The sequence below is a fragment of the Methylocapsa polymorpha genome (genome assembly GCF_045689225.1).
Taxonomy (GTDB): Bacteria; Pseudomonadota; Alphaproteobacteria; order Rhizobiales; family Beijerinckiaceae; genus Methylocapsa; species Methylocapsa polymorpha.
The window spans coordinates 1,801,120-1,820,705 of sequence record NZ_CP136862.1 but is presented as its reverse complement, the minus strand read 5'-3'; the positions used below and the strand labels follow the sequence as shown (position 1 = coordinate 1,820,705).

Sequence of the window (19,586 nt, the reverse complement as noted above, 5' to 3'; positions counted from 1 at the left end):
GGAGGTCAAACCAATGTCGAAGCGGCTGCGCGAAATGCGTCTGTCCCGCGTTCGCGCGGCGCGGGCCGAGGCGCCCATCGCCCCTCCCGACCCGATCGAGAAATTCGCCGAGAAGGCTGATGATCTCGACGAGGCGCGCAAAAGCGTCGAGGACGCCGCCTCCCTCAGCGGGGGGCTCTGGCTCAGCTATCTTTTCGCGCTCTTCTACATTGGCATCGCGGCGGGCGGAGTCACCCATACAGACCTCCTGCTAGAAAATTCGGTAAAGCTGCCTTTTCTTGGAGTCGATTTGCCGCTCGTCGCATTTTTCGCGCTGGGGCCGATTCTGTTCGTCATTTCCCATGCCTACACCCTGATGAATTTCGTGTTGTTGGCGGGGAAAGTGGGAACCTTCAACTCGATATTGGGAAAAAAGCTTCCAGATCCGGAAGCAAGGCCCACGCAGGACGTCAGCCCAGAGCGCGCGGCGGAGTTGCGCGATACACGACTGGGCCTGCGGCGCCAATTGCCGAGCAATATTTTCGTCCAATTTCTTGCGGGGCCACGCGATATCCGCGACGGCGGCCTTGGCTGGATGTTAAAGGCCGTCGCCTGGATTTCTCTTGTCGTCGGCCCAGTGCTCTTGCTGCTTCTGCTCCAGGTTCAGTTCCTGCCCTACCATCTTGCATGGGTCACTTGGATCCAACGCCTCGCCCTCGTCGCCGATGTCGCGCTCTTGTGGTTTTTATGGCCAGCGGTGCTCGCAAGCCGCTGCGAGATTCAATGGCCTCGGCTCTGGCGCCATCCAGTTGCGACTGCGGCGAGCCTCATCCCCATCGGCCTCGCCATGATCGTCGCGCGTTTTCCCGGCGAATGGATGGACGCGCAGATCGCCAATAGACAATGGATTCCCCTCAATCTTGCAGCAATTGGACTTGAGGAAAAGAATCCGAAAGCCCCACCTAAGTGGACCTCCTTTCACGACCTCTTGTTCAATGGCGACGTAGATGAATTGACGCTGCGGCGCAAAAGTCTCTTTTCAAATACGTTGGTGCTTCCGAAGCTCGACGCGCTCAAAGCCGCGAAGGTCGACAATCTAGACGGCGTCACGGAAACCCTGACTCTCAAGGGGCGGCATTTCGAAAACGCTGTTTTTAATGAAGCGGACTTGCGTAAGGCCAATTTGGACGGCGCGAACCTGCGGGGCGCGAGCTTCTATCAGGCGAAGCTCCAGGGCGCGAGGTTCTACCAGTCGGAGCTTCAGGGCGCCCGGCTCGAAGACGCCGAGCTTCAGTGCGCTTCGCTCGGCGGAGCCAAGCTTCAGGGGGCGTCGCTCGCAGGCGCCGTGCTTCTAGGCGCGTATGCGGAAGAGGTGAAGCTTCAAGGAGCTTCGCTCAACGGGGCCAATCTTCAAGCGGCCGTGCTCTCAAAAGCGGAGCTTCAGGACGCGTCGTTGCATGGGGCGAAGCTTCAAGGCGCATCGCTCCAGGGGGCGGAGCTTCAGGGCGCTGAGTTCGATAACGAGCCGCTTGCAATTTCGGCGGATGCGGTTCCCGACCTCCGGGCGATGGTTAAGGCGAAGATGACCGACGATCATCTGCTGGGGTTCGCGCAATGTGCGGAGAGCCTAAGCCTCATTCCAGACGCGGCGCCAATAATTGAAGGCAAAAGCGTGCAAGGCAATACTTTAGCAAACGACCTTAAAACGCTCGTCTGTTCCGGCGACGAAAATGCCGCTTACATTGTGCGCGGCCTCATCAAAAATGAACGGATCGGAGCAACGGGCGGCCAAGCCCGCTGGCTCGTCGATGCGATCCTCAATCCAAAAACCATGAAGGATTGCCCTGTCTCCTCCGCCCTGACGGATGAGGATAGAGCAGCGCTGCAAAAAATCGCGGATGCCTCCACGCCTTGATCATGCGCCCGCCTGCTCAATCCGCTTGCGGCCCCTGACGAGTTAGTCCCGCGCAAGCTTGTTGCGCCATCATGTTTTCGTGAGATTCGTCGCGCGCCATATGCATCGATATCCCGAGCCCGCCGCGCCGCAGGACGGCCGCCAGTCCGAGATGGCGCTCCTGGTCGCGCGCGGGACGCGGCGGCTGTTGCGCCGGCTCAGATTCTCGAGCGTCACCGAGTTGCCCCTGCTCTCCGGGCGGCGCGCCGACATTGTCGCGCTCGGCGAGGATGGCGCGATCCACATCATCGAGATCAAATCCTCGATCGCGGATTTCCGCGCCGACATGAAATGGCGCGACTATCGCGCCCATTGCGACCGGCTCTTTTTCGCCATTCCCGAAACCGTGCCGGCGGAGATCATGCCGCAAGACGCGGGCCTCATCATCGCCGACGCCTATGGCGCCGAAATCCTGCGCGAGGCGCCGGAGCATAAAATGGCGCCCTCATCGCGTCGCGCCATGCTCATGCGCTTCGCCCATGCGGCGGCGCATCGGCTGCACGGGTTGAGCGACCCCGAGGCGTTGCGGCTCGGGCCGCTCGGCTGATCATACCGCTCCGGCGAGGGTCTTGACCGCGGGCTTCTCCCCGCCCCCGATTGCCGCGGCTTCGGGCTTTTGCGGCTCCTCCTGGAGACAAAAAGCGAGAGCGTCCTTGAACTGCGTCGCGCAGAAATCCGCCTTCGTCTCGGCGCAGAGCTCGCCCACTTGTCCGGGATCGCTCCGCCAGAAGCCGGCGAGGATTTTGACCTCATGGAGACGCCGTCGCAGACGCCGCACCGCGAAGCGCGCCCTTGCCGCGTTCAAATCGGCGTCGAGAAAAGAAAGGCACACGATCCGCGCGCCTTCATCCGACAGGCGCGAGATTCGGCCAATGGTCAGCGCTCCAGCGGGCTCGACCTTCGCCCTGACCCCATGCTTTTCAAGAATTTGCGCAAATAGCGCCGCAGCCGCTTCATCGAGCAGGCTGCGGCCGGCGATGCAGATGACCGGCTTTTGGCTCTCCCAGTCAGGCGCCGGCGCGTGGGGCTGCGCCGCCGCGACGATCGAGGCAGGACTTGGCGAAGGGATCGACGGTTCGGTCGCCTTGAGCAAAGCATAGGGCTCGGCCGCCTCGGGCGTCGGAGGCAGGGGCTGGTCCACGTGATCGGACAGATTGTCGACGACCTCGTCGATCGTTTCCTTGATCCGCGTCTGACGGCGACTGTCCAGCACGCCGCGGCGCAGGTCCGCCTGCGCCATCAGCAAAGCCTGAAGCGCCACCTCGTCGTAATAATTGACGAGCGTATTGTTCTTCAGGAAATCTTCGGCCTGGTCAGCGACTTCCGAGGCGTCGCCGACCAGCATGCGTTGATAGAAGGTTTCGACCGGCGTGAGCGGCGGCGCATCGCCAAAGATCACGTCGAGAAACGCAAGCCGCTCCACATGCCGTCCGAGAACGACAAGGCAGACCGTGAGCGGAGTGGAGAGCACCAGACCGACGGCGCCCCACATCGAGGTCCAGAATGTCGCGGCGATCACGACGGCGATCGGCGAGAGTCCCGTATTGTGGCCATAGAGCCAGGGCTCGATCGCCTGCCCGATGACGGGCTCGACGACGAGAAACAAGGCCAAGGTCTCGAGCGCCATGCCCCAGCTGGGATCGACGGCCGCCGCCAGGGCGATGGGAAAGCCAGCCGCGATGAACGAACCAATATAGGGAATGAAACGCAGCAAGAAGGCGACGATGCCCCAAAGGATCGGGCTCGGAACGCCGATCACGTACAGGCCGATGGCAACGATGACGCCGAACGATGCGTTCACGAGGGTCTGAACCAGGAAAAATCGGCTGAGCCGTCCGGCCGCGTCATTCATCGCCAGGGTGGTGCGTTGCAAGTCGCCAGGTCCGACGAGCTTGATGAAACGGTTGCGAAGATCCTCGCGCTGCAGAAGGATAAAGACGACGAAGATGACCACGATGCCGGTTGTCTCCAAGGGAGACAGCGCGGTTCCGGCGATGGTCTGCGCAAGGGCGAAAGGTCCGGGGGATGGCTGATGAACCTCGACCGGGATCGGCTTCTGGCCGTCCTGGCTCCCGGGCAATTGGTTTTTCTGTTGACCAAAGGGCTCAGCCGCGCTCGACGGCGCAGGCCGGTTCGGATTGGCCTCGCCGAGACTCTTCAGCGCGGCCGAAACTTTTGTGAAAAGCGCATTGTCGGCGACCGCCGCGCGCAAGTTGTCGAGCTTGGCGTTGATCGTCGCTTGATATTTCGGCAGATCGACAGCGAGCTCGGAGACCTGCCGGGTCAGGACCGTGCTGACCGAAAATGCGACGACAAGCGCGGCAAGGACGACGGTCAATACGGAAAGGACGCGCCCCAAGCCCCAGCACCGCAGGAAGAGAATCGGCGGCGAAAGGACAAAACTCACCAGGATCGCGATCGCGATGGGAACCAGCACCTCGCGCCCGACATAGAGCGTCGTCACCACGAAGGCGACGAGAAAAAGCGTGGCGAGCATTTCGAGCGTGCGCGCCTGATCGGATTCCGGCTGTGAACGAGCGGCGGGATCTTCGAAAAAATCGCTCATCTGCTGATCTCGCGGGAAGGGACCTCAGCAACGCCGCTTTCGGCTGGAGGTTCCTGCCGCGTCGCGCTCGCCAACCGCCGCCGTCCACAGCTTTCGCCGTCGTCTACCGGGGGACCGCCTCGCGATCGCTAGCCTCTTGATTTATCGTATATTATACCGGCTATCAACGGTTTCCGCCTCGGCTGAAAATGCTCTAAAGCTAAAACCGTTCCCAAGCCCGCTAGACCTGCTCAGGCATCGGCGCAATGATCATCGCGGAAGGCCTCTCGCATGGCCTCTCACGCGCAGCGGACGAACCAAATGGCGAATGACGACCCCGGCCGGCTTTCCGCGCCCACCGTCTATCTGGTGCGGATGCTGGCGTTTCTCATCCTTGTCGGATTTTTGGCGTTGATCCTCCACCGCCAGATTGTCACGGCTTTTTTCGCAAATCCCGGCCTCAATGGCTTGATCGCCTTCATGCTTGGCATCGGCATCGTCCTTGGGCTGCGCCAGGTCGCGCGCCTGTTTCGCGAAGTAAATTGGGCGAACGCGCTTTTGCGCCGTGAAGCGAAGAGAGCAAAACCCCCGGCGCTTCTCGCGCCCGTGGCGCGGCTCTTCGGCGACGACCCTTTCGCCCGCGGGGTTTCGCCGCAGGGCTTGCGCGCGGTGCTCGATTCGATCGGCGCCCGCCTCGACGAGGCGCGCGACACCGCCCGCTACCTGACCGGGCTTTTGATCTTCCTCGGCCTTCTCGGCACTTTCTGGGGGCTGCTCGAGACCGTGGGGTCAATCGGCGGCGTCATTAAATCAATGCAGAGCGGGGTCGACGCCGCGGTAATGTTCGACGATCTCAAGAACGGCCTTTCCGCCCCGATCGCCGGCATGAGCATTTCCTTCACCTCCTCGCTCTTTGGCCTCGCAGGCTCTCTCGTGCTGGGCTTCCTCGACCTCCAGGCCGGCCAGGCGCAAAATCGATTCTATGGCGAGCTCGAAGACAGCCTGACCGCGGCCGCGGCGGCCTCCGCGGCCGATGCTCTGGCCGGGCTCGACGGACTGCCACCCGAGCTTCGCGCGGCCCTCGAAAAAATCGCGGCCAGCGCCGATCAGACCCATGTCCGGTCGACGATGGTCGCGGTGGCGAATCTCGCCGATGGCGTCCAGGCGCTGGTTCAGCATATGCGCTCGGAGCAGCAGATGCTCCGCAATTGGGTGGAGAGCGAGGCGGAGCAGAAGCGCGAGCTCAAGTCCGTGCTCCAAAGCCTCGCGGCGGAAAGGGTGGAAATGAAGGAGCGCAGCAATGCGGGCGCCGCTGACTAAGGAGCGCCGTTGATGGCTTTCGCCAGATCCCGGCGGGGGCTCCGCCAGATCGATTATTGGCCGGGTTTCGTCGACGCCTTGTCGACCATGCTTCTGGTCATGATCTTTCTTTTGTCGGTCTTCATGCTGGCGCAGTTCTTCCTCTCGCGCGAAGTGATCGGCAAGGATAGCGCGCTGACGCGGCTCAACCGCCAGATCGAGGAATTGACCTCGCTGCTCGCGCTCGAGCGGGCGGGCAAGGCGGACGCCGAAGCAAGCGCCGCCCTTCTGACGGCGTCACTGGACGCCGCGCAAAAAGACAAGGCGCAATTGCAGGGCTTTATCGATCGGGGAAAAGCCAGCGGTGCGGACGCCGAGGCGCGGGTAGCCGGCGCGGAACAGCAGCTCGCCGCTGAGAAGCACGTTTCTTCCAGTGCGCTGGCGCAAGTCGAAATCCTGAACCAGCAGATCGCGGCTTTGCGCCGCCAGCTTGGCGCGCTCGAAGAGGCCTTGGCCGCGTCGGAAAACCGCGATCGCGACTCGCAGGCCAAGATCGCCGACCTCGGTTCGCGCCTCAACGTGGCGCTGGCGCAGAAGGTTCAGGAGCTCGCCCGCTATCGGTCGGATTTCTTCGGCCGTCTGCAGCAGATCCTCGGCGGCCGGCCGGGGATCAGCATTGTCGGGGATCGCTTCGTCCTGCAATCGGAAATCCTTTTCGCCTCCGGGCAGGCGAGCCTCAATCCGTCCGGGCGGGGCGAGCTCGACAAGGTCGCGGCAGCCCTCGTCGATCTCGAACATGCGATACCGCCGGATATTCCCTGGGTGATGCGCGTCGATGGCCACACCGACAAGAAGCCTATTCAGTCAAAGCCATTCGCATCGAACTGGGCGCTCTCGTCGGCGCGGGCGATCGCGGTCGTTCAATATCTGATCGCGAAAGGCGTTTCGCCGCAGCGCGTCGCCGCCGCAGGATTCGGAGAGTTCCAGCCGCTCGATCCGGGCGAGGGAGACGAGGCGCTCAGGCGCAACCGGCGGATCGAATTGAAGATCACGGAGAAATGAGAAAAAGCCGCCCCTATTTCTCTTTGAAAGCGATAGGAGGCCCGGCGCGGCCTGCGCCTCTCTGACTCCTGACTCGGCCGCGCTTTAGAGCGCCTTTTCAAGCGGCTGATTCGCGGGCGTTATCGCGACCGATTCCCCGCAGCCGCAAGCGGATGTCTGATTGGGATTGTGGAATGTGAAGCTCGCCTGGAATTTGCTCGCCTCGAAATCGATCTCGGCGCCGAGCAGGAACATCAAATCCTTTGGCGCGACCACGATCTTCACGCCATGGTCCTCGACGACTTCGTCGACGGGCTGAATCTCATCGGCCAGCTCCATGGTGTAGGCCATGCCGGCGCAACCACCCGTCTTCACCCCAACCCTGATTCCGGCGACCGGGCGGCCGGCGGCTTCGACGAGACTCTTGGCCCGAGCCGCCGCAGCTTCGGTCAAGGACAAGATTGCAAATTGCCCGCTTCCCATAAATCCCTCCGAAACCGCCCAATCCATCACGTTCTGGGTCAATCGTCTATATGGCGTGTCGCTGCAGATTGTTTAGGGGCGAGGCGTCATTTGACGCCCGCAATTCCTAGTTGCAGCCCCTATCTCGCTCCCAATCCGCCAAACGCCAGAATTGCGACGCTTCCGGCTGAGCGAGCTTGAGACGCCAGGGAACCAAACCTAACCTCAAATCAATAATGGTGCTGAGGAAGCTGCTGCAAACTTGGAAAGCTTCGCATGATCTCATGGCTTGCGCCAGGGTCCACATGAACCGCGAAGGCGCAAACCTATTCTGCGGCATGGAACGGGATATGTGCGAGGGCCTTCGCCGCGTCGCTATCCGGCTGGTGGCGCTTGCCATCCTATGGTTGGCCTGCGCAACCCCGACTGCGGTGGCGCAGGAGCTCAATCCGGCTGACCGGAGCAACATCGACCCGGAAGCACCGGCCCAACCCGGATCGGACCAGCGCGATGGCGGCCAACAGCCGCATGAGCAGACGAAGGCTGAGCCAGCGGCGCAAACAACCACCTCCGCCTCGATCTGTCTCTTGGTCGAATCGGCGGCGCAGGCGCATGGGCTCCCCTTCGAGTTTTTCGCGCGACTAATCTGGCAGGAAAGCCGGTTCAAGCCGAACGCCGTTGGGGCGATGACCCGCAACGGCCAGCGGGCGCAGGGAATCGCGCAATTCATGCCCGGCACCGCGAGCGAACGCGGCTTGTCCGATCTGTTCAATCCAGTGGCTGCTTTGCCGAAATCGGCCGAATTTCTCGAAGAGCTGCACGCCCAATTCGGCAATCTCGGGCTTGCGGCGGCGGCCTACAACGCTGGTCCCCGCCGGGTGAGCGACTGGATCGCTGGGCGAGGCGAGCTTCCGGCGGAGACTCGCAACTATGTCATTGCGATCACCGGCCGCAGCGCCGACGAATGGGCTGCCGGCGACCGCGATCATAGCGACCTGGCGCCTGTAAAGCACACCTCTTGCAGAGAGCTGATGGCGACGTTGAGAGAACAGCCGTCGCCATTCGTCGGGGAGCTTGAGCGCCGCGTGCGCGAAAGCGCCGCGCGGCCGTGGGGCGTCCAGCTCAGCGCCGGATTTCTGCGCGATCGCGTGCTGGCCGCCTATGCAGCCATCGAGAAGAGCTATCGGGGGATTCTCGAAAATCAGGATCCGATCATTATCGAGAGCAAGTTCCGCAGCCGCGGCACGCAAACATTCTATCAGGCGCGCGTCGGCGCCGATACGCAGGCAGGCGCCAACAAGCTATGCGCGGCGCTTCATAAAGCCGGCGGCGCCTGTCTGGTGCTGCGCAATTGGATTGGAAAATCGCGCCCTCTCTAAACTTACAGCAATAGCTCGCAACTCGATCGTTTCGACCATGAAAACTTGGCTTGCTTAAGAGCGCAGATAGGGTTGAGATCGACGTTTTCGCGCGCCTGCATCTGAGGGAGCCTCAAGTCCCCTCCCGAACGCGGCTCAATGGAACGCAGCTCGATCGAGCATGATCTTTCCCGTCACGCTGATTGATCTCGCGGGTTTCGTCGCGCTGCTTCTATGGGGCGCGCATATGGTTCAAAGCGGCGTCCAGCGGACATTCGGCCCCAGGCTGCGCGCCATCCTCGGCAATGCGCTCAAGGGCAGGCTCAGGGCTTTCCTCGCCGGCATGGGTGTGACGGCCCTGCTTCAGAGCAGCACGGCGACCGGCCTGATGGCCGCGGGCTTCGCCGCCGGCGGCTTTGTCGAGCTTGCTCCGGCGCTCGCGGTGATGCTCGGCGCCAATGTCGGCACGACGCTTATCGTCCAGGCCTTCTCTTTCGACGTCGCCGCGGCTTCGCCCGCCTTGATCTTTGTCGGCGTCCTGATGTTTCGCCGCGGCTCCGGCCCGCGCACGCATGATCTCGGCCGCGTCTATATCGGCTTCGGCCTCATGCTGCTCGCTTTGCACCAGCTGCTCGGCTTGATGACGCCTTACGAAGACGCGCCGAGCCTCCGGATTCTGCTGGGCTCCGTCTCGGCAGCTCCGCTTCTCGCGGCGTTGCTTGCGGCGGGGCTGACCTGGGCGATCCATTCGAGCGTCGCCGTGGTCCTGGTCATCATGTCGCTTGCGAGCAAAGGCGTCGTTTCGCCGGACGCAGCTTTCGCGCTGGTCCTCGGCGCGAATCTTGGCGCGGCGATCAACCCGGTCCTCGAGGGGCCTTCGGGGAATGATCCCGCCGCCAAGCGTCTGCCGGTCGGCAATCTCATCACGCGGGCGGGCGGCGTCGCCGCATGCCTCGCTCTCCTGCATCCGATCGGCCGCCTGCTTATATCTTTCGAACCGGACAACGCCCGCGCGGTCGCCGATTTCCACACCTTGTTCAACCTGGCGACGGCGGTCGCTTTTCTCCCGCTTCTGACGTCTTACGCCGCCCTTTTGCGGCGGCTGCTTCCGACCCGGCTCGACCCCGCCGACCCGTCGCGGCCGCTCTATCTCGATCCCGCCGCGCGCGAGACCCCGATCGTGGCGCTCGGCGCCGCGGCGCGGGAGGCCCTGCGCCTCGTCGACGCCTTGGAGGCCATGGTTCAAGGCGCTCGCGACGCCCTCGTCGAAGGCGATCGCAAGCAAATCGCCGACGCGCGGCGACTCGACAGCGTGCTCGACCGCCTGAACGCTGCGATCAAATCCTATCTGGCGGCAATCGATCCGGATGAGCTCAGTGAGGCGGACCATCGCAAGCTCCATGAGATCCTGACCTTCACGACGAATATCGAACAGGCGGGCGACGTCGTTGACAGAAATCTTCTGCCGCATGCGTCAAAACGTCTGAAGCGCGGACTGGTCTTCACGAAGGAAGGGGAGGAAGAGCTCGCGGCGCTGATGGATCGCCTGGTCCTCAATCTTCGCACGGCCGCCACGGTTTTCATGACCGAGGACCCGCGCGGGGCGAGACTCCTGGCCGAGGAGAAGGCCGCCTTCCGGGACGCCGAAGCGACGGCGACTCACGCCCATTTCGAGCGGATGCGCGCGGGCCGGCTCGACGCCATCGAGGTCAGCGCGCTCTACCTCGACCTGTTGCGCGACATCAAGCTCGCAAACAGCCATATCGTCGCCGCCGCCGCATATCCTGTTCTGGAGCGCTGCGGGGAGCTCTTGCCAAGCCGCATCGCGACGAATGGCCGTTGAGCGCGACAATGATCGCGGCCGACGAAGCCGCTTTTCCTGATCGTCACGGCAAAGCGAAAACCGTAAGCTGCCCGCCAAGCGTCGTATATTTCGATAGAGCAGCGTAGACTTCGGGGGAGTTCGCGCCCTCAGCGGAATGGGTGAGGCCGGCGGTCAAACCGACGCCGGCCCAGCCGCCGACGCCCGACAACACCGCCACATATTGCTTGCCCCTGTGCTCATAGGTCATGACATTTCCTACGATGCCGGATGGCGTCTTGAACTTGTAAAGCTCTTCGCCAGACTTGGCGTCCACTGCTTTCAGATAGCCTTCGAGCGTGCCGTAAAAGACAATGCCGCCGGCCGTCGCCAATGCGCCGGAAGCGACGGCGAAAGGCTCCTTATCGGACCAGATGATCTTGCCACGCTTTGCGTCCCAGGCGATGAATCCGCCCATCGCGGCTTCTTCGTCTGGCGGATAGACAGACGTGTCGGCGCCCGTATAAGGCTGGCCCGCGGCATATGAGACACGGAATGGCTCGTAATCCATGCAGACGTGAATCACAGGGACATAGAAGAGATCCGTCAGCGGAGAATAAGCGGCCGGATTCGCATTCTTGGCGCCGACGGTGCTCGGGCAAATCCCTCTTGTGATCGTCTCCTCGCCATTGCGATCGGTCGAATATTTGCCGTCGACCTGAGGACGTCCATAAGTCCTGGACGATTTGTCCGTGTCGATCGCCCTCGCCCAATTCACTGTCGGATCGAATTTCTCAGCAACAAGCAATTCACCGTTGAGCCGATCGATCGTATAGCCGAAGCCGTTGCGATCGAAATGCACGAGCGTCTTGCGCGGCTTGCCGTCGATGATCTGATCGACGAGGATCATCTCATTGACGCCGTCATAATCCCACTCGTCATGCGGGGTCATTTGATAGACCCATTTCGCCATGCCGGTATCAGGATCGCGCGCCCAGATCGTCATCGACCATTTATTGTCGCCGGGCCGCTGCTTCGGATTCCAGGTCGAAGGGTTGCCGGATCCGTAATAGATGAGGTTCAACTCTGGATCATAGGAAATCCAACCCCAAGGCGCGCCGCCGCCGATCTTCCACTGATCGCCTTGCCAGCTCGCGAGGCTCGACTCCTTGCCGACCGGCTTGCCGTGCTCGGTGGTTTTGGTCGGATTCATGAGGGTCTCTTGGTCGGGACCCATGGAATAGGCTCGCCAAACTTGCTTGCCGTCTTTGACGTTATAAGCGGTAAGATAGCCGCGCACGCCGAATTCCCCGCCGGAAACGCCGACGAGCACCTTGTCCCTGACGACAAGCGGCGCCGAGGCGCCTGTGGCGCCCTTTAGAGGATCGCCGTTCTTCGCCAACCAGACCGGCGCGCCGGTGTTCGCGTCGAGCGCGACGAGCGTTGCATCGGCCTGATAGAGAAAGATCTTGCCGTCGCCATAGGCGACGCCGCGATTGACCACATCGCAACACATCATTGGAATGACGTTCGGATCTTGCTTAGGTTCATATTTCCAAATCATCCTGCCTTCATGATCGAGATCCAGCGCATAGACGATGTTGGGAAAAGGCGTATGCACATACATGACGTCGCCAACAACAAGCGGCGCGCCCTCATGGCCACGCAGAACGCCGGTCGAGAATGTCCATACGGGAATGAGAGCCTTGATGTTTCCGGAATTGATCTGCGTGAGCGTCGAATAGCGCGTGTTGGCGTAATCGCCAGCAGGCTGCGCCCAGTCCTTGTCGGCGCCGATCGACGCTCCACTGTCTACGACCGCGACGTTTCGCTCCGATGCGGCGATCGCCGGAACGCACGTTCCTGAACCGATAGCAACCGACAGGGACGCCAAAACGACGCATGTGATTGCAATCCTGCGCTGTCTTTTCTTCGATGTCATGTCGGGCTCGCCGCCTTCGTTTTTTTTGCAGGAAAAGGATTTGGCCTTTTCCACATAGATCACGGCCACATGTCTCTGGAAGAAGCCATCCCTGCGCGACGCCGAAACGACGCGGCTTTCCGCCAAGATCCAGCCTCGATCTCAAAGCAACCGAAGCGACCGGCGCCGGAATTTTTTGGCTAGGCGGAAACTCTCTGCTATAATACAAATATCGCCCGGTCAATTATGGGCAGAGGCCGAATTGACGATTGTTGAAGACCGCACAATCATCAGTGTATTCGTTCGCTTGGCCCATCAATATGAGGCGAAAAGCTGGAGCGAGAGATATAAGAACCGCCAAATACTTGGCATCAACGGGCCATATGCGTATAGCTATTATAGAGCCGAGCAATACGGCTGTCGCGTCGAGCTCTCGAAGGAGCTACTGTTTGGGTCTTGAGGCCGCGGTCGAAAACTTGGAATGCTAGCGCAGCGGCGCAGTCGGCGAGGAGATTCTTACGTCAGCTTCAGGAGACCAATTTGTTTTTGGGGACTAATGATTTGACGGACGGCGACGCATCTGGCCTCTAGGCCGCTGTCCTTGCCGCCTGACTCTCGCCAAACTCTCGAGCGTGGCGACTGCGCAAGATTATTGCAGAATATATTTCCTAACGCGGCTTGAATTCCGCGCAAGGCCGTCGCCTCGACAGTCAATTGGTTGAAGTGAAAGATTTAAGAACAAGGAATTAAGCGCATGAAGGTCCTCGTTACGGGTCATTTGGGTTATATCGGCACGGTCATGACGCCCATATTGCGCGCCGCCGGCCACGACGTCACCGGATATGATAGCGATCTCTACCGGCGCTGCACCTATGACGCGGGCGGCGTGGTCTCCGATGTTCCAGCCATCGCCAAGGATGTGCGCGACGCGACCGCGAGCGATTTCGCCGGGCAGGACGCCGTCATCCATCTCGCCGCGCTGTCCAACGATCCGCTCGGCAATCTCAACAGCGAGCTGACCTACGCCATCAATCACCGGGCCAGCGTGCGCATCGCCGAACTGGCGAAAAGCGCCGGCGTGAAGCGTTTCCTGTTCGCCTCTTCATGCAGCAATTATGGGCTGGCAGGCGAGGAGATGATCGACGAGACCGGCGCCCTCAATCCGGTCACAGCCTATGGACAATCGAAAGTCTGGACCGAACGCGACGTCGCGCCCTTGGCCGACGGCGGCTTCTGCCCCGTTTATCTGCGGCCGGCGACCGCCTATGGCCTGTCGCCGCGCATGCGGTTCGACATCGTGCTCAACAATCTGGTCGCCTGGGCCGTGACCAAGGGGCTGATCTACCTGAAGTCCGACGGCACCCCCTGGCGTCCGATCGTCCATGTTGAAGATTTTTCGCGCGCTTTCCTGGCCGCTCTCGAAGCGCCCCGGGACAATGTTTTCAATCAAGCGTTCAATGTGGGCCACAGCGCGCATAATTACCGCATCCGCGATCTGGCCGAGATCGTCGCCAAAGTGGCCCCGAACTGTCGCCTCGAATATGCGTCAGATGCTGGTCCCGACACGCGCTCTTACCGTGTGAGCTTTGAGAAGATTGCGCGCGCGCTACCGGCGTTTCAACCCAAATGGGACGCGCGGCGCGGCGCCGAACAGTTATACAATGCCTACCGCACATCCAGTTTGACCCTGGAAGAGTTTGAGGGGCCGCGCTATCAGCGCATCGCTCATGTCAATATGCTGATCGCTAATGGCGTCATAAGCCAAGAATTGCGTCATTTGCATTAATGCGGTTTTTTGGAGCTGCGAGCTTGATCCCCGCAGCTCCCTTGTAACGCGGAGATCCTTGCGTTGTTTGCGTCATTGCCAGAGCCTGCTTTCGACGAAGACAGGAGTTTATTGTGATTTTTACTGAGACTAAGCTCAAGGGCGCGTTTATCATTGACCTCGACCGCAAAGAAGATTCAAGAGGGTTTTTCGCGCGAGCCTTTTGCCAGAATGAATTTGACAAACATGGACTTAAGTCCGTCATCGCCCAATCGAACGTTGCCTCCAATTTCAAGAAGGGGACGTTGCGCGGGATGCATTTCCAGTATCCGCCTGCTGCCGAGACCAAGCTTGTTCGCTGCACAAGAGGTGGGATCATTGACATCATCGTTGACCTCCGCCCCGAGAGCGAAACCTACCTGGAGCATGTGGCGGTCGAACTGAACGAGGAAAACCAGCGCGCGATTTTCGTGCCGGAGCGTTTTGCGCATGGATATCAAGTCCTTCGGGACAATACTGACACCAGTTATCAGGTCGGCGAGTTTTATACGCCGGGCGCGGAGGGCGGCTTGCTGTACAATGACCCGCGTCTGGCGTTGCAATGGCCATTGCCATTAAGCGTTATCTCCGAAAAGGATCAGGCGTTCCCGTTGCTCGATAAGATCGAAACCGAGTTGAAGCGGAAAATGGCTCTTCGTTGAGAAAGACGTCGAAGCTCAATAGCATGCGGTCAGAGTTGAGCATGGTCGCCAACCGCCGACCGTTTCTTGTTGAAAAAGGGATAAGCAAATGATTCTCGTCGACACCGCTCTTCAGGAGCGCCAGTCAAAGGGACGTCCGATCCGCGTTGGCATTGTCGGAGCGGGTTTCATGACGCAGGGTTTGGTGAACCAGATTACCCATAGCACGCCCGGAATGCGGGTAGTGGCCGTCTCTAACCGTAAGCCAGAGAGGGCGGTGAACGTCTTTCATTACGCCGGCCTTGAGGACGTGGTTGTCGCGGAAACGCAAAGCAAGCTCGACGAGGCCATTCACGCGAACAAGCCGGCTGCGACTTCGGATGCGATGCTGCTCGCCCGCTCCGAACTCATCGATGTGCTCGTCGAAATTACCGGCGCGGTGGAGTTTGGGGCTCATGTCATTTTGGAAGCTTTCAAACACGGCAAAGATGTTGTGCTGATGAACGCCGAAGTCGACGCCACGATTGGTCCAATCCTTCAAGTATACGCAAAGGAATATGGCGTCATTCTTTCCGCTTGCGACGGCGATGAGCCCGGCGTCCAAATGAACCTATATCGGTGGGTCAAGGGACTTGGATTGATCCCGCGCGTGATCGGCAACATCAAGGGGCTTCAGGACCGTTATCGCAACCCGACGACCCAGAAGGGGTTCGCGGAGCGCTGGGGACAGAATCCCGCGATGGTCACGAGCTTCGCTGACGGCTCGAAGATCAGCTTTGAGCAGTCGGTCGTCGCGAACGCCACCGGCTTCAAGGTAAGATCGCGCGGCATGTCGCGTGGGCTCGAATATCGCGGCGACATCATGGAGATCGGCAAGATCTATGATATCGATGAAGTCCGCGAACTGGGTGGCGTCGTCGATTATGTGGTCGGGACCCCGCTGACCAAGGTTTATGTGCTCGCCGAGCATACGGATCCCAAGCAGCAAATGTATCTCAATCTATACAAAATGGGAGAGGGGCCGCTCTATTCATTCTTCATCCCCTATCACCTCGTGCATTTCGAAGTGCCGAACGCCATCGCCCGCGTCGTGCTTTTCCGTGATTCGCTCGCACCGCCTCTTGGGGGGCCGGTAGTCGAGGTTTGCGCGGTCGCCAAGCAGGACCTGAAGGCGGGCGCGATCCTTGACGAATATGGAATGTACATGACCTATGGCGAGGCTGTGAACGTTGATGAGATGAGCAGCGGGCGATACCTCCCGGAAGGTCTGGTCGAGGGCTGCAGGCTTAAACGCAATATCAGCAAGGACGCCGTCATCACCTACGATGATGTTGACCTGCCTCCCAATCGTCTGGCTGACAGGCTGCGCGCCGAGCAGTATCGGCATTTCCGCGGCGAGACCTGGCTGACGGACGTGATCGCAGTCGCCGCGTGAAGGAGGAGACAGGATTAATTATTGACCGACCGGCGCTCCGTTTGACCCGCGCTTTCATACTGAGAATACGCAGTTCATTAAGAGTTGAAGGCGTACCCCGATACTTTCCGTGACGAGATTAAGCAGAGCAAATCACTATAATTGCATTTTGTCCGCGCTCATCCAGAAAACCGGCACGTGACTGAACGGACGGCGGATCCGCCGCGCCTATCCCGGAAGTTGATGTCATCGACCCCAAGGAGCTGCAATCATGAAAGTCGTGCTGTTCTGCGGCGGGTTAGGCACAAGGATTCGTGAATATTCGGAGACGATTCCGAAGCCGATGATCCCGGTGGGGCATCAGCCCATATTGTGGCACGTTATGCAGTATTACAGTCATTTCGGTCACACTGATTTCGTGCTCTGTCTTGGCTATAAGGCCAATGTCGTCAAGGATTTCTTCCTGAGCTACCGGCCGCAGTCTTTTACCGATTGCGTTGTTTCGGGGTACGGATCGAAAGTGGAGTTGCTCGGCCAGATTGAGAAAGACTGGTGCGTCTCGCTCATTGACACGGGGACTTGGCGCAATATCGGCGAGCGGCTGTGGGCGGTGCGCGATCATGTAAAGGACGAGGAGATTTTCCTCGCCAACTACAGCGATGGCCTGTGCGACGTCGACCTCAACGATATGCTGGACCGCTTCAAGAAGAGCGGAAAGCTTGCCTGTTTCCTCGCCATCCGTCCACCCCTCACCTATCATCTGGTCGACATGGATAGCGAGGGCTCGGTGCGCGGGATGCGGACCTGGGAGCGCGCCGATTTCTGGATCAACGGCGGCTATTTTCTGCTGCGGCCGCAGGTTTTCGAATATATGCGGGAGGGCGAGGAGCTCGTCGTCGAGCCCTTCCAACGCCTGGCTGATGCGAACCAGCTCATGGCCTACAAGCATGAGGGTTTCTGGCGCTCCATGGACACCCTGAGGGACCGGCAAGTGCTCGAAGATATGGTGGAGCAGGGCAATATGCCCTGGCGCCTCGGCGAGACCGGCCTCGTGAAAAAGAAACGGTAGTCAGCGGCATGCGGCCTCTTGATCTGGCGCGGCCTGGAGAACGCCTTTCTGTTCTCTGTCTCGGCGCGCATTCCGACGATATTGAAATTGGCGCCGGAGGCGCCATTCTTCACTGGATTGAGTCCGGCGTCAGGCTGGAGGCGCATTGGTGCGTGCTGAGCGCCATTGGCGAGCGCAGCGCCGAGGCTACGGCGTCGGCTACGGCGTTCCTAACGGGAGCAGCAGGCGCCAAGGTCGAGCTCGCAGCTTTCAGGGACAGTTTTTTCCCTTATCAAGGGGGCGAGTTAAAAGAATGGTTCGCCGGCCTCAAATCCAGGGTCAATCCCGATATTATTCTCACGCATCGCAGGGATGACGCCCATCAAGATCATCGCGAGGTCTGCCAACTCACCTGGAATGCTTTTCGCGATCACCTCATCCTTGAATATGAGGTGCCCAAATGGGACGGCGATCTTGGGCAGCCCAACGGCTACATTCCGCTCGAGGCCAAAGTGATGGAGCGCAAGATCGAGCTTCTCATCGCCCATTTCGGAACGCAGCGATCCAAGGACTGGTTCGACGCCGAGACCTTCCGCGGCCTCGCGCGTCTGCGCGGCATAGAATGCCGAGCCTCCGAAGGCTATGCGGAGGCGTTCACGCTACGCAAGCTCCGCCTGTAGCCGCTCGGAATTCACGGCCGGAAGACTTTGCTTCTGATGCGGTCGGCGTCTACCTGCTACGAAGGATTTCTCAATTGCCCCAGCAGGCCGAGATAAAAGGACTTCCGTCCCATGACGAAAAGAAGCATTCCCGCATAGGCCACGGCCATCACAAAGGCTCCAAATAGAAGCCTCGACAATGACGACTGCCATTGGGCGAAGTAGAATTGCGCCGCAAAAGCGAGAGCGGCCGCCACTGCGGCGGAGGCGATCGGCGGCCACATCGCCAACAGGAATTCTCGCGGCGAGACCATCGTCCCCTTGAGGCACCAAAGAATATGAGGAGCCAACCAAAGGGTCATGGCTATAGAGTAGGCGAGAGCGACGCCGCTCGGGCCGTAAGGTAATCCGATGACATAGGCGGTGACGCACAAAGGCGCGATGACCAGCGCAATCGCCAAGCTTCGTCTTTGGAGGCCTACCGACAAAAGAAGCCACGCGGTGGGATTTATGATGCCGAATATTAGAACGGTGGGGGTGAGCAGGCGAAAGATAACGGCCGCTTCCGTCCATTTTGGGCCAAGAACGACCAGAATGATGTCGTCGGCGAAGGCGGCCGAGAAAAGCGTGATCGGCGCCGTCATGGCGATCACGAGCGAATATCCTTTCAGGAAGTAATTTTTGAACTGGATGGGATCATCCTGCAGCCGCGACAGAGCCGAAAACGCCACGCCGCCGATCGCCGAGTTAAGCTGGTTTGTCGGAATGTTTATGAGCTGGTTCGCTCTCCCGTAAAGTCCAAGCGCGTCCGCGCCCCAGAACCGCCCAAGCAGAACCTTCTCTGAATTGTACGCAATGTATACGACCAAGTTGTTCAACGTGACCGTCCCGCCGAAATGCAGCATTGCGCGGACGCCGACATTGCGGCGCGGCATCCCCGGCATCCATCCAACGACCGCCCACAGAGCCGCGGTGTTGACCACCGGCCCAACAACCGCGGATATGACGAGCGCCCAATAGCCAAAACCTGCAATAGCCAGGACGATGGCCACGGCGGCGCTGGCGACGGCCGTTAGCGCCTCAATCGCCGTCTGAGCCACATAGCGCAGGTGTCGCTGAAGGATGGCGATATGCTGCGCGCCCGCCGCTGTGAAGACAAATCCCCCTGCGAGCACGACAGTCACCCAGAAGAGACGGGGCTCATGATAAAAATAAGCAAGAAGCGGCGCGCTCAACAAGCAGAGGACGGCGAGCATGACGCCGATCAGCATGTTGATCCAGAACAGGGTGGATATCTGTTCCTCGGTCACCGTGGCTTGTTGAATGGCGGCCGAAGAGAGCCCTCCTGTGCTGAACAAATCGTAGACGCCGGTGACGGCGGTGACCATTGCGACCAATCCGAAATCCGCAGGATCCAGCAGGCGCGCCACGACCATCAAAAATACGAAGCGAACTGCAAAATTTATCGCTTGGCCTATAAGCTTAGCGAAGCCGCCGCGGATCGTCTTCCGCTTCAGGTCCTCCATTCCAATCTCCGCAACCGTGGAAACCCGATCGCCGCCCTTCAAACCGAAGGCTAGCGCCATCGCATCCGTAAATCCAGCGAGCGCAGCTCAGGGCTCACTAAAAGACATAGCTTCCGGCGCCCTGCCCGCCGTCG

General features: G+C 60.3%; 15 protein-coding genes. 11 read left to right on the top strand and 4 right to left on the bottom strand.

The annotated features are described in order from the left end of the window. The first annotated feature begins 13 nt into the window (after positions 1 to 13). Positions 14 to 1,894: a pentapeptide repeat-containing protein gene (locus RZS28_RS08335; RefSeq protein WP_407340850.1), complete on the top strand. Its 1,881-nt coding sequence runs from the start codon at positions 14 to 16 to the stop codon at positions 1,892 to 1,894. A gap of 100 nt (positions 1,895 to 1,994) precedes the next feature. Next, on the top strand, positions 1,995 to 2,480 hold the full coding sequence (locus tag RZS28_RS08330) for an MmcB family DNA repair protein (RefSeq protein WP_407340849.1): 486 nt from the start codon (positions 1,995 to 1,997) through the stop codon (positions 2,478 to 2,480). Here RZS28_RS08330 and RZS28_RS08325 read toward each other — a convergent pair whose 3' ends face one another. Further along, complete coding sequence (locus tag RZS28_RS08325; RefSeq protein ID WP_407340848.1) at positions 2,481 to 4,499, bottom strand: AI-2E family transporter; 2,019 nt, start codon at positions 4,497 to 4,499, stop codon at positions 2,481 to 2,483. A gap of 300 nt (positions 4,500 to 4,799) precedes the next feature. On the opposite strand from RZS28_RS08325, the gene RZS28_RS08320 reads away from it, so the two are divergent. Together RZS28_RS08320 and RZS28_RS08315 are read left to right on the top strand one after the other, a co-directional pair. Continuing rightward, a complete protein-coding gene (locus RZS28_RS08320) occupies positions 4,800 to 5,798 on the top strand; it encodes a flagellar motor protein MotA (protein ID WP_407340847.1) in 999 nt (332 codons plus the stop codon). Between the two features lie 12 nt (positions 5,799 to 5,810). Continuing rightward, on the top strand, positions 5,811 to 6,839 hold the full coding sequence (locus RZS28_RS08315) for a peptidoglycan -binding protein (RefSeq protein WP_407340846.1): 1,029 nt from the start codon (positions 5,811 to 5,813) through the stop codon (positions 6,837 to 6,839). Between the two features lie 84 nt (positions 6,840 to 6,923). Here RZS28_RS08315 and RZS28_RS08310 read toward each other — a convergent pair whose 3' ends face one another. Beyond that, the gene (locus RZS28_RS08310; protein WP_407340845.1) at positions 6,924 to 7,301 is read right to left on the bottom strand and encodes a HesB/IscA family protein; all 378 of its coding nucleotides are present in this window, start codon (positions 7,299 to 7,301) and stop codon (positions 6,924 to 6,926) included. 329 nt (positions 7,302 to 7,630) lie between these two features. Here RZS28_RS08310 and RZS28_RS08305 point away from each other — a divergent pair, with 329 nt between their 5' ends. Both RZS28_RS08305 and RZS28_RS08300 read left to right on the top strand, forming a co-directional pair. Next, positions 7,631 to 8,659, top strand: a complete 1,029-nt coding sequence (locus RZS28_RS08305) for a transglycosylase SLT domain-containing protein (protein WP_407340844.1) — start codon at positions 7,631 to 7,633, stop codon at positions 8,657 to 8,659. A 160-nt stretch (positions 8,660 to 8,819) separates the two neighbouring features. Next, on the top strand, positions 8,820 to 10,481 hold the full coding sequence (locus tag RZS28_RS08300; protein WP_407340843.1) for a Na/Pi cotransporter family protein: 1,662 nt from the start codon (positions 8,820 to 8,822) through the stop codon (positions 10,479 to 10,481). A gap of 43 nt (positions 10,482 to 10,524) precedes the next feature. Here the strand turns inward: RZS28_RS08300 and RZS28_RS08295 are convergent, their stop codons facing one another. Further along, complete coding sequence (locus tag RZS28_RS08295) at positions 10,525 to 12,381, bottom strand: methanol/ethanol family PQQ-dependent dehydrogenase (protein ID WP_407341077.1); 1,857 nt, start codon at positions 12,379 to 12,381, stop codon at positions 10,525 to 10,527. Positions 12,382 to 13,114: 733 nt separating this feature from the next. On the opposite strand from RZS28_RS08295, the gene RZS28_RS08290 reads away from it, so the two are divergent. The 5 genes from RZS28_RS08290 (at position 13,115) to RZS28_RS08270 (ending at position 17,947) form a co-directional block, all read left to right on the top strand. Further along, entirely contained in the window at positions 13,115 to 14,146 is a 1,032-nt protein-coding gene (locus RZS28_RS08290; RefSeq protein ID WP_407340842.1) for an NAD-dependent epimerase/dehydratase family protein, read from the top strand. A gap of 113 nt (positions 14,147 to 14,259) precedes the next feature. Beyond that, positions 14,260 to 14,826 (top strand): dTDP-4-dehydrorhamnose 3,5-epimerase, encoded by a 567-nt coding sequence (rfbC, locus tag RZS28_RS08285; RefSeq protein ID WP_407340841.1) that lies wholly within the window; start codon positions 14,260 to 14,262, stop codon positions 14,824 to 14,826. Between the two features lie 169 nt (positions 14,827 to 14,995). Continuing rightward, entirely contained in the window at positions 14,996 to 16,240 is a 1,245-nt protein-coding gene (locus tag RZS28_RS08280) for an NAD(P)H-dependent oxidoreductase (protein WP_407340840.1), read from the top strand. A gap of 250 nt (positions 16,241 to 16,490) precedes the next feature. Next, a complete protein-coding gene (locus RZS28_RS08275; protein WP_407340839.1) occupies positions 16,491 to 17,288 on the top strand; it encodes a glucose-1-phosphate cytidylyltransferase in 798 nt (265 codons plus the stop codon). 8 nt (positions 17,289 to 17,296) lie between these two features. After that, positions 17,297 to 17,947 (top strand): PIG-L deacetylase family protein, encoded by a 651-nt coding sequence (locus tag RZS28_RS08270; protein WP_407340838.1) that lies wholly within the window; start codon positions 17,297 to 17,299, stop codon positions 17,945 to 17,947. A gap of 56 nt (positions 17,948 to 18,003) precedes the next feature. Here the strand turns inward: RZS28_RS08270 and RZS28_RS08265 are convergent, their stop codons facing one another. After that, the gene (locus RZS28_RS08265) at positions 18,004 to 19,512 is read right to left on the bottom strand and encodes a lipopolysaccharide biosynthesis protein (protein ID WP_407340837.1); all 1,509 of its coding nucleotides are present in this window, start codon (positions 19,510 to 19,512) and stop codon (positions 18,004 to 18,006) included. Between the last annotated feature and the right edge of the window lie 74 nt (positions 19,513 to 19,586).

Coding starts and splice junctions, on each gene's coding strand:
- RZS28_RS08280 (WP_407340840.1), top strand. CDS start 14,996: ATGACGCAGGGTTTGGTGAACCAGATTACCCATAGCACGCCCGGAATG.
- RZS28_RS08275 (WP_407340839.1), top strand. CDS start 16,491: ATGAAAGTCGTGCTGTTCTGCGGCGGGTTAGGCACAAGGATTCGTGAA.
- RZS28_RS08330 (WP_407340849.1), top strand. CDS start 1,995: ATGCATCGATATCCCGAGCCCGCCGCGCCGCAGGACGGCCGCCAGTCC.
- RZS28_RS08265 (WP_407340837.1), bottom strand. CDS start 19,512: ATGGCGCTAGCCTTCGGTTTGAAGGGCGGCGATCGGGTTTCCACGGTT.
- RZS28_RS08320 (WP_407340847.1), top strand. CDS start 4,800: ATGGCGAATGACGACCCCGGCCGGCTTTCCGCGCCCACCGTCTATCTG.
- RZS28_RS08270 (WP_407340838.1), top strand. CDS start 17,297: ATGCGGCCTCTTGATCTGGCGCGGCCTGGAGAACGCCTTTCTGTTCTC.
- RZS28_RS08335 (WP_407340850.1), top strand. CDS start 14: ATGTCGAAGCGGCTGCGCGAAATGCGTCTGTCCCGCGTTCGCGCGGCG.
- RZS28_RS08295 (WP_407341077.1), bottom strand. CDS start 12,381: ATGACATCGAAGAAAAGACAGCGCAGGATTGCAATCACATGCGTCGTT.
- RZS28_RS08305 (WP_407340844.1), top strand. CDS start 7,631: ATGTGCGAGGGCCTTCGCCGCGTCGCTATCCGGCTGGTGGCGCTTGCC.
- RZS28_RS08300 (WP_407340843.1), top strand. CDS start 8,820: ATGATCTTTCCCGTCACGCTGATTGATCTCGCGGGTTTCGTCGCGCTG.
- RZS28_RS08290 (WP_407340842.1), top strand. CDS start 13,115: ATGAAGGTCCTCGTTACGGGTCATTTGGGTTATATCGGCACGGTCATG.
- RZS28_RS08315 (WP_407340846.1), top strand. CDS start 5,811: ATGGCTTTCGCCAGATCCCGGCGGGGGCTCCGCCAGATCGATTATTGG.
- RZS28_RS08310 (WP_407340845.1), bottom strand. CDS start 7,301: ATGGGAAGCGGGCAATTTGCAATCTTGTCCTTGACCGAAGCTGCGGCG.
- RZS28_RS08325 (WP_407340848.1), bottom strand. CDS start 4,499: ATGAGCGATTTTTTCGAAGATCCCGCCGCTCGTTCACAGCCGGAATCC.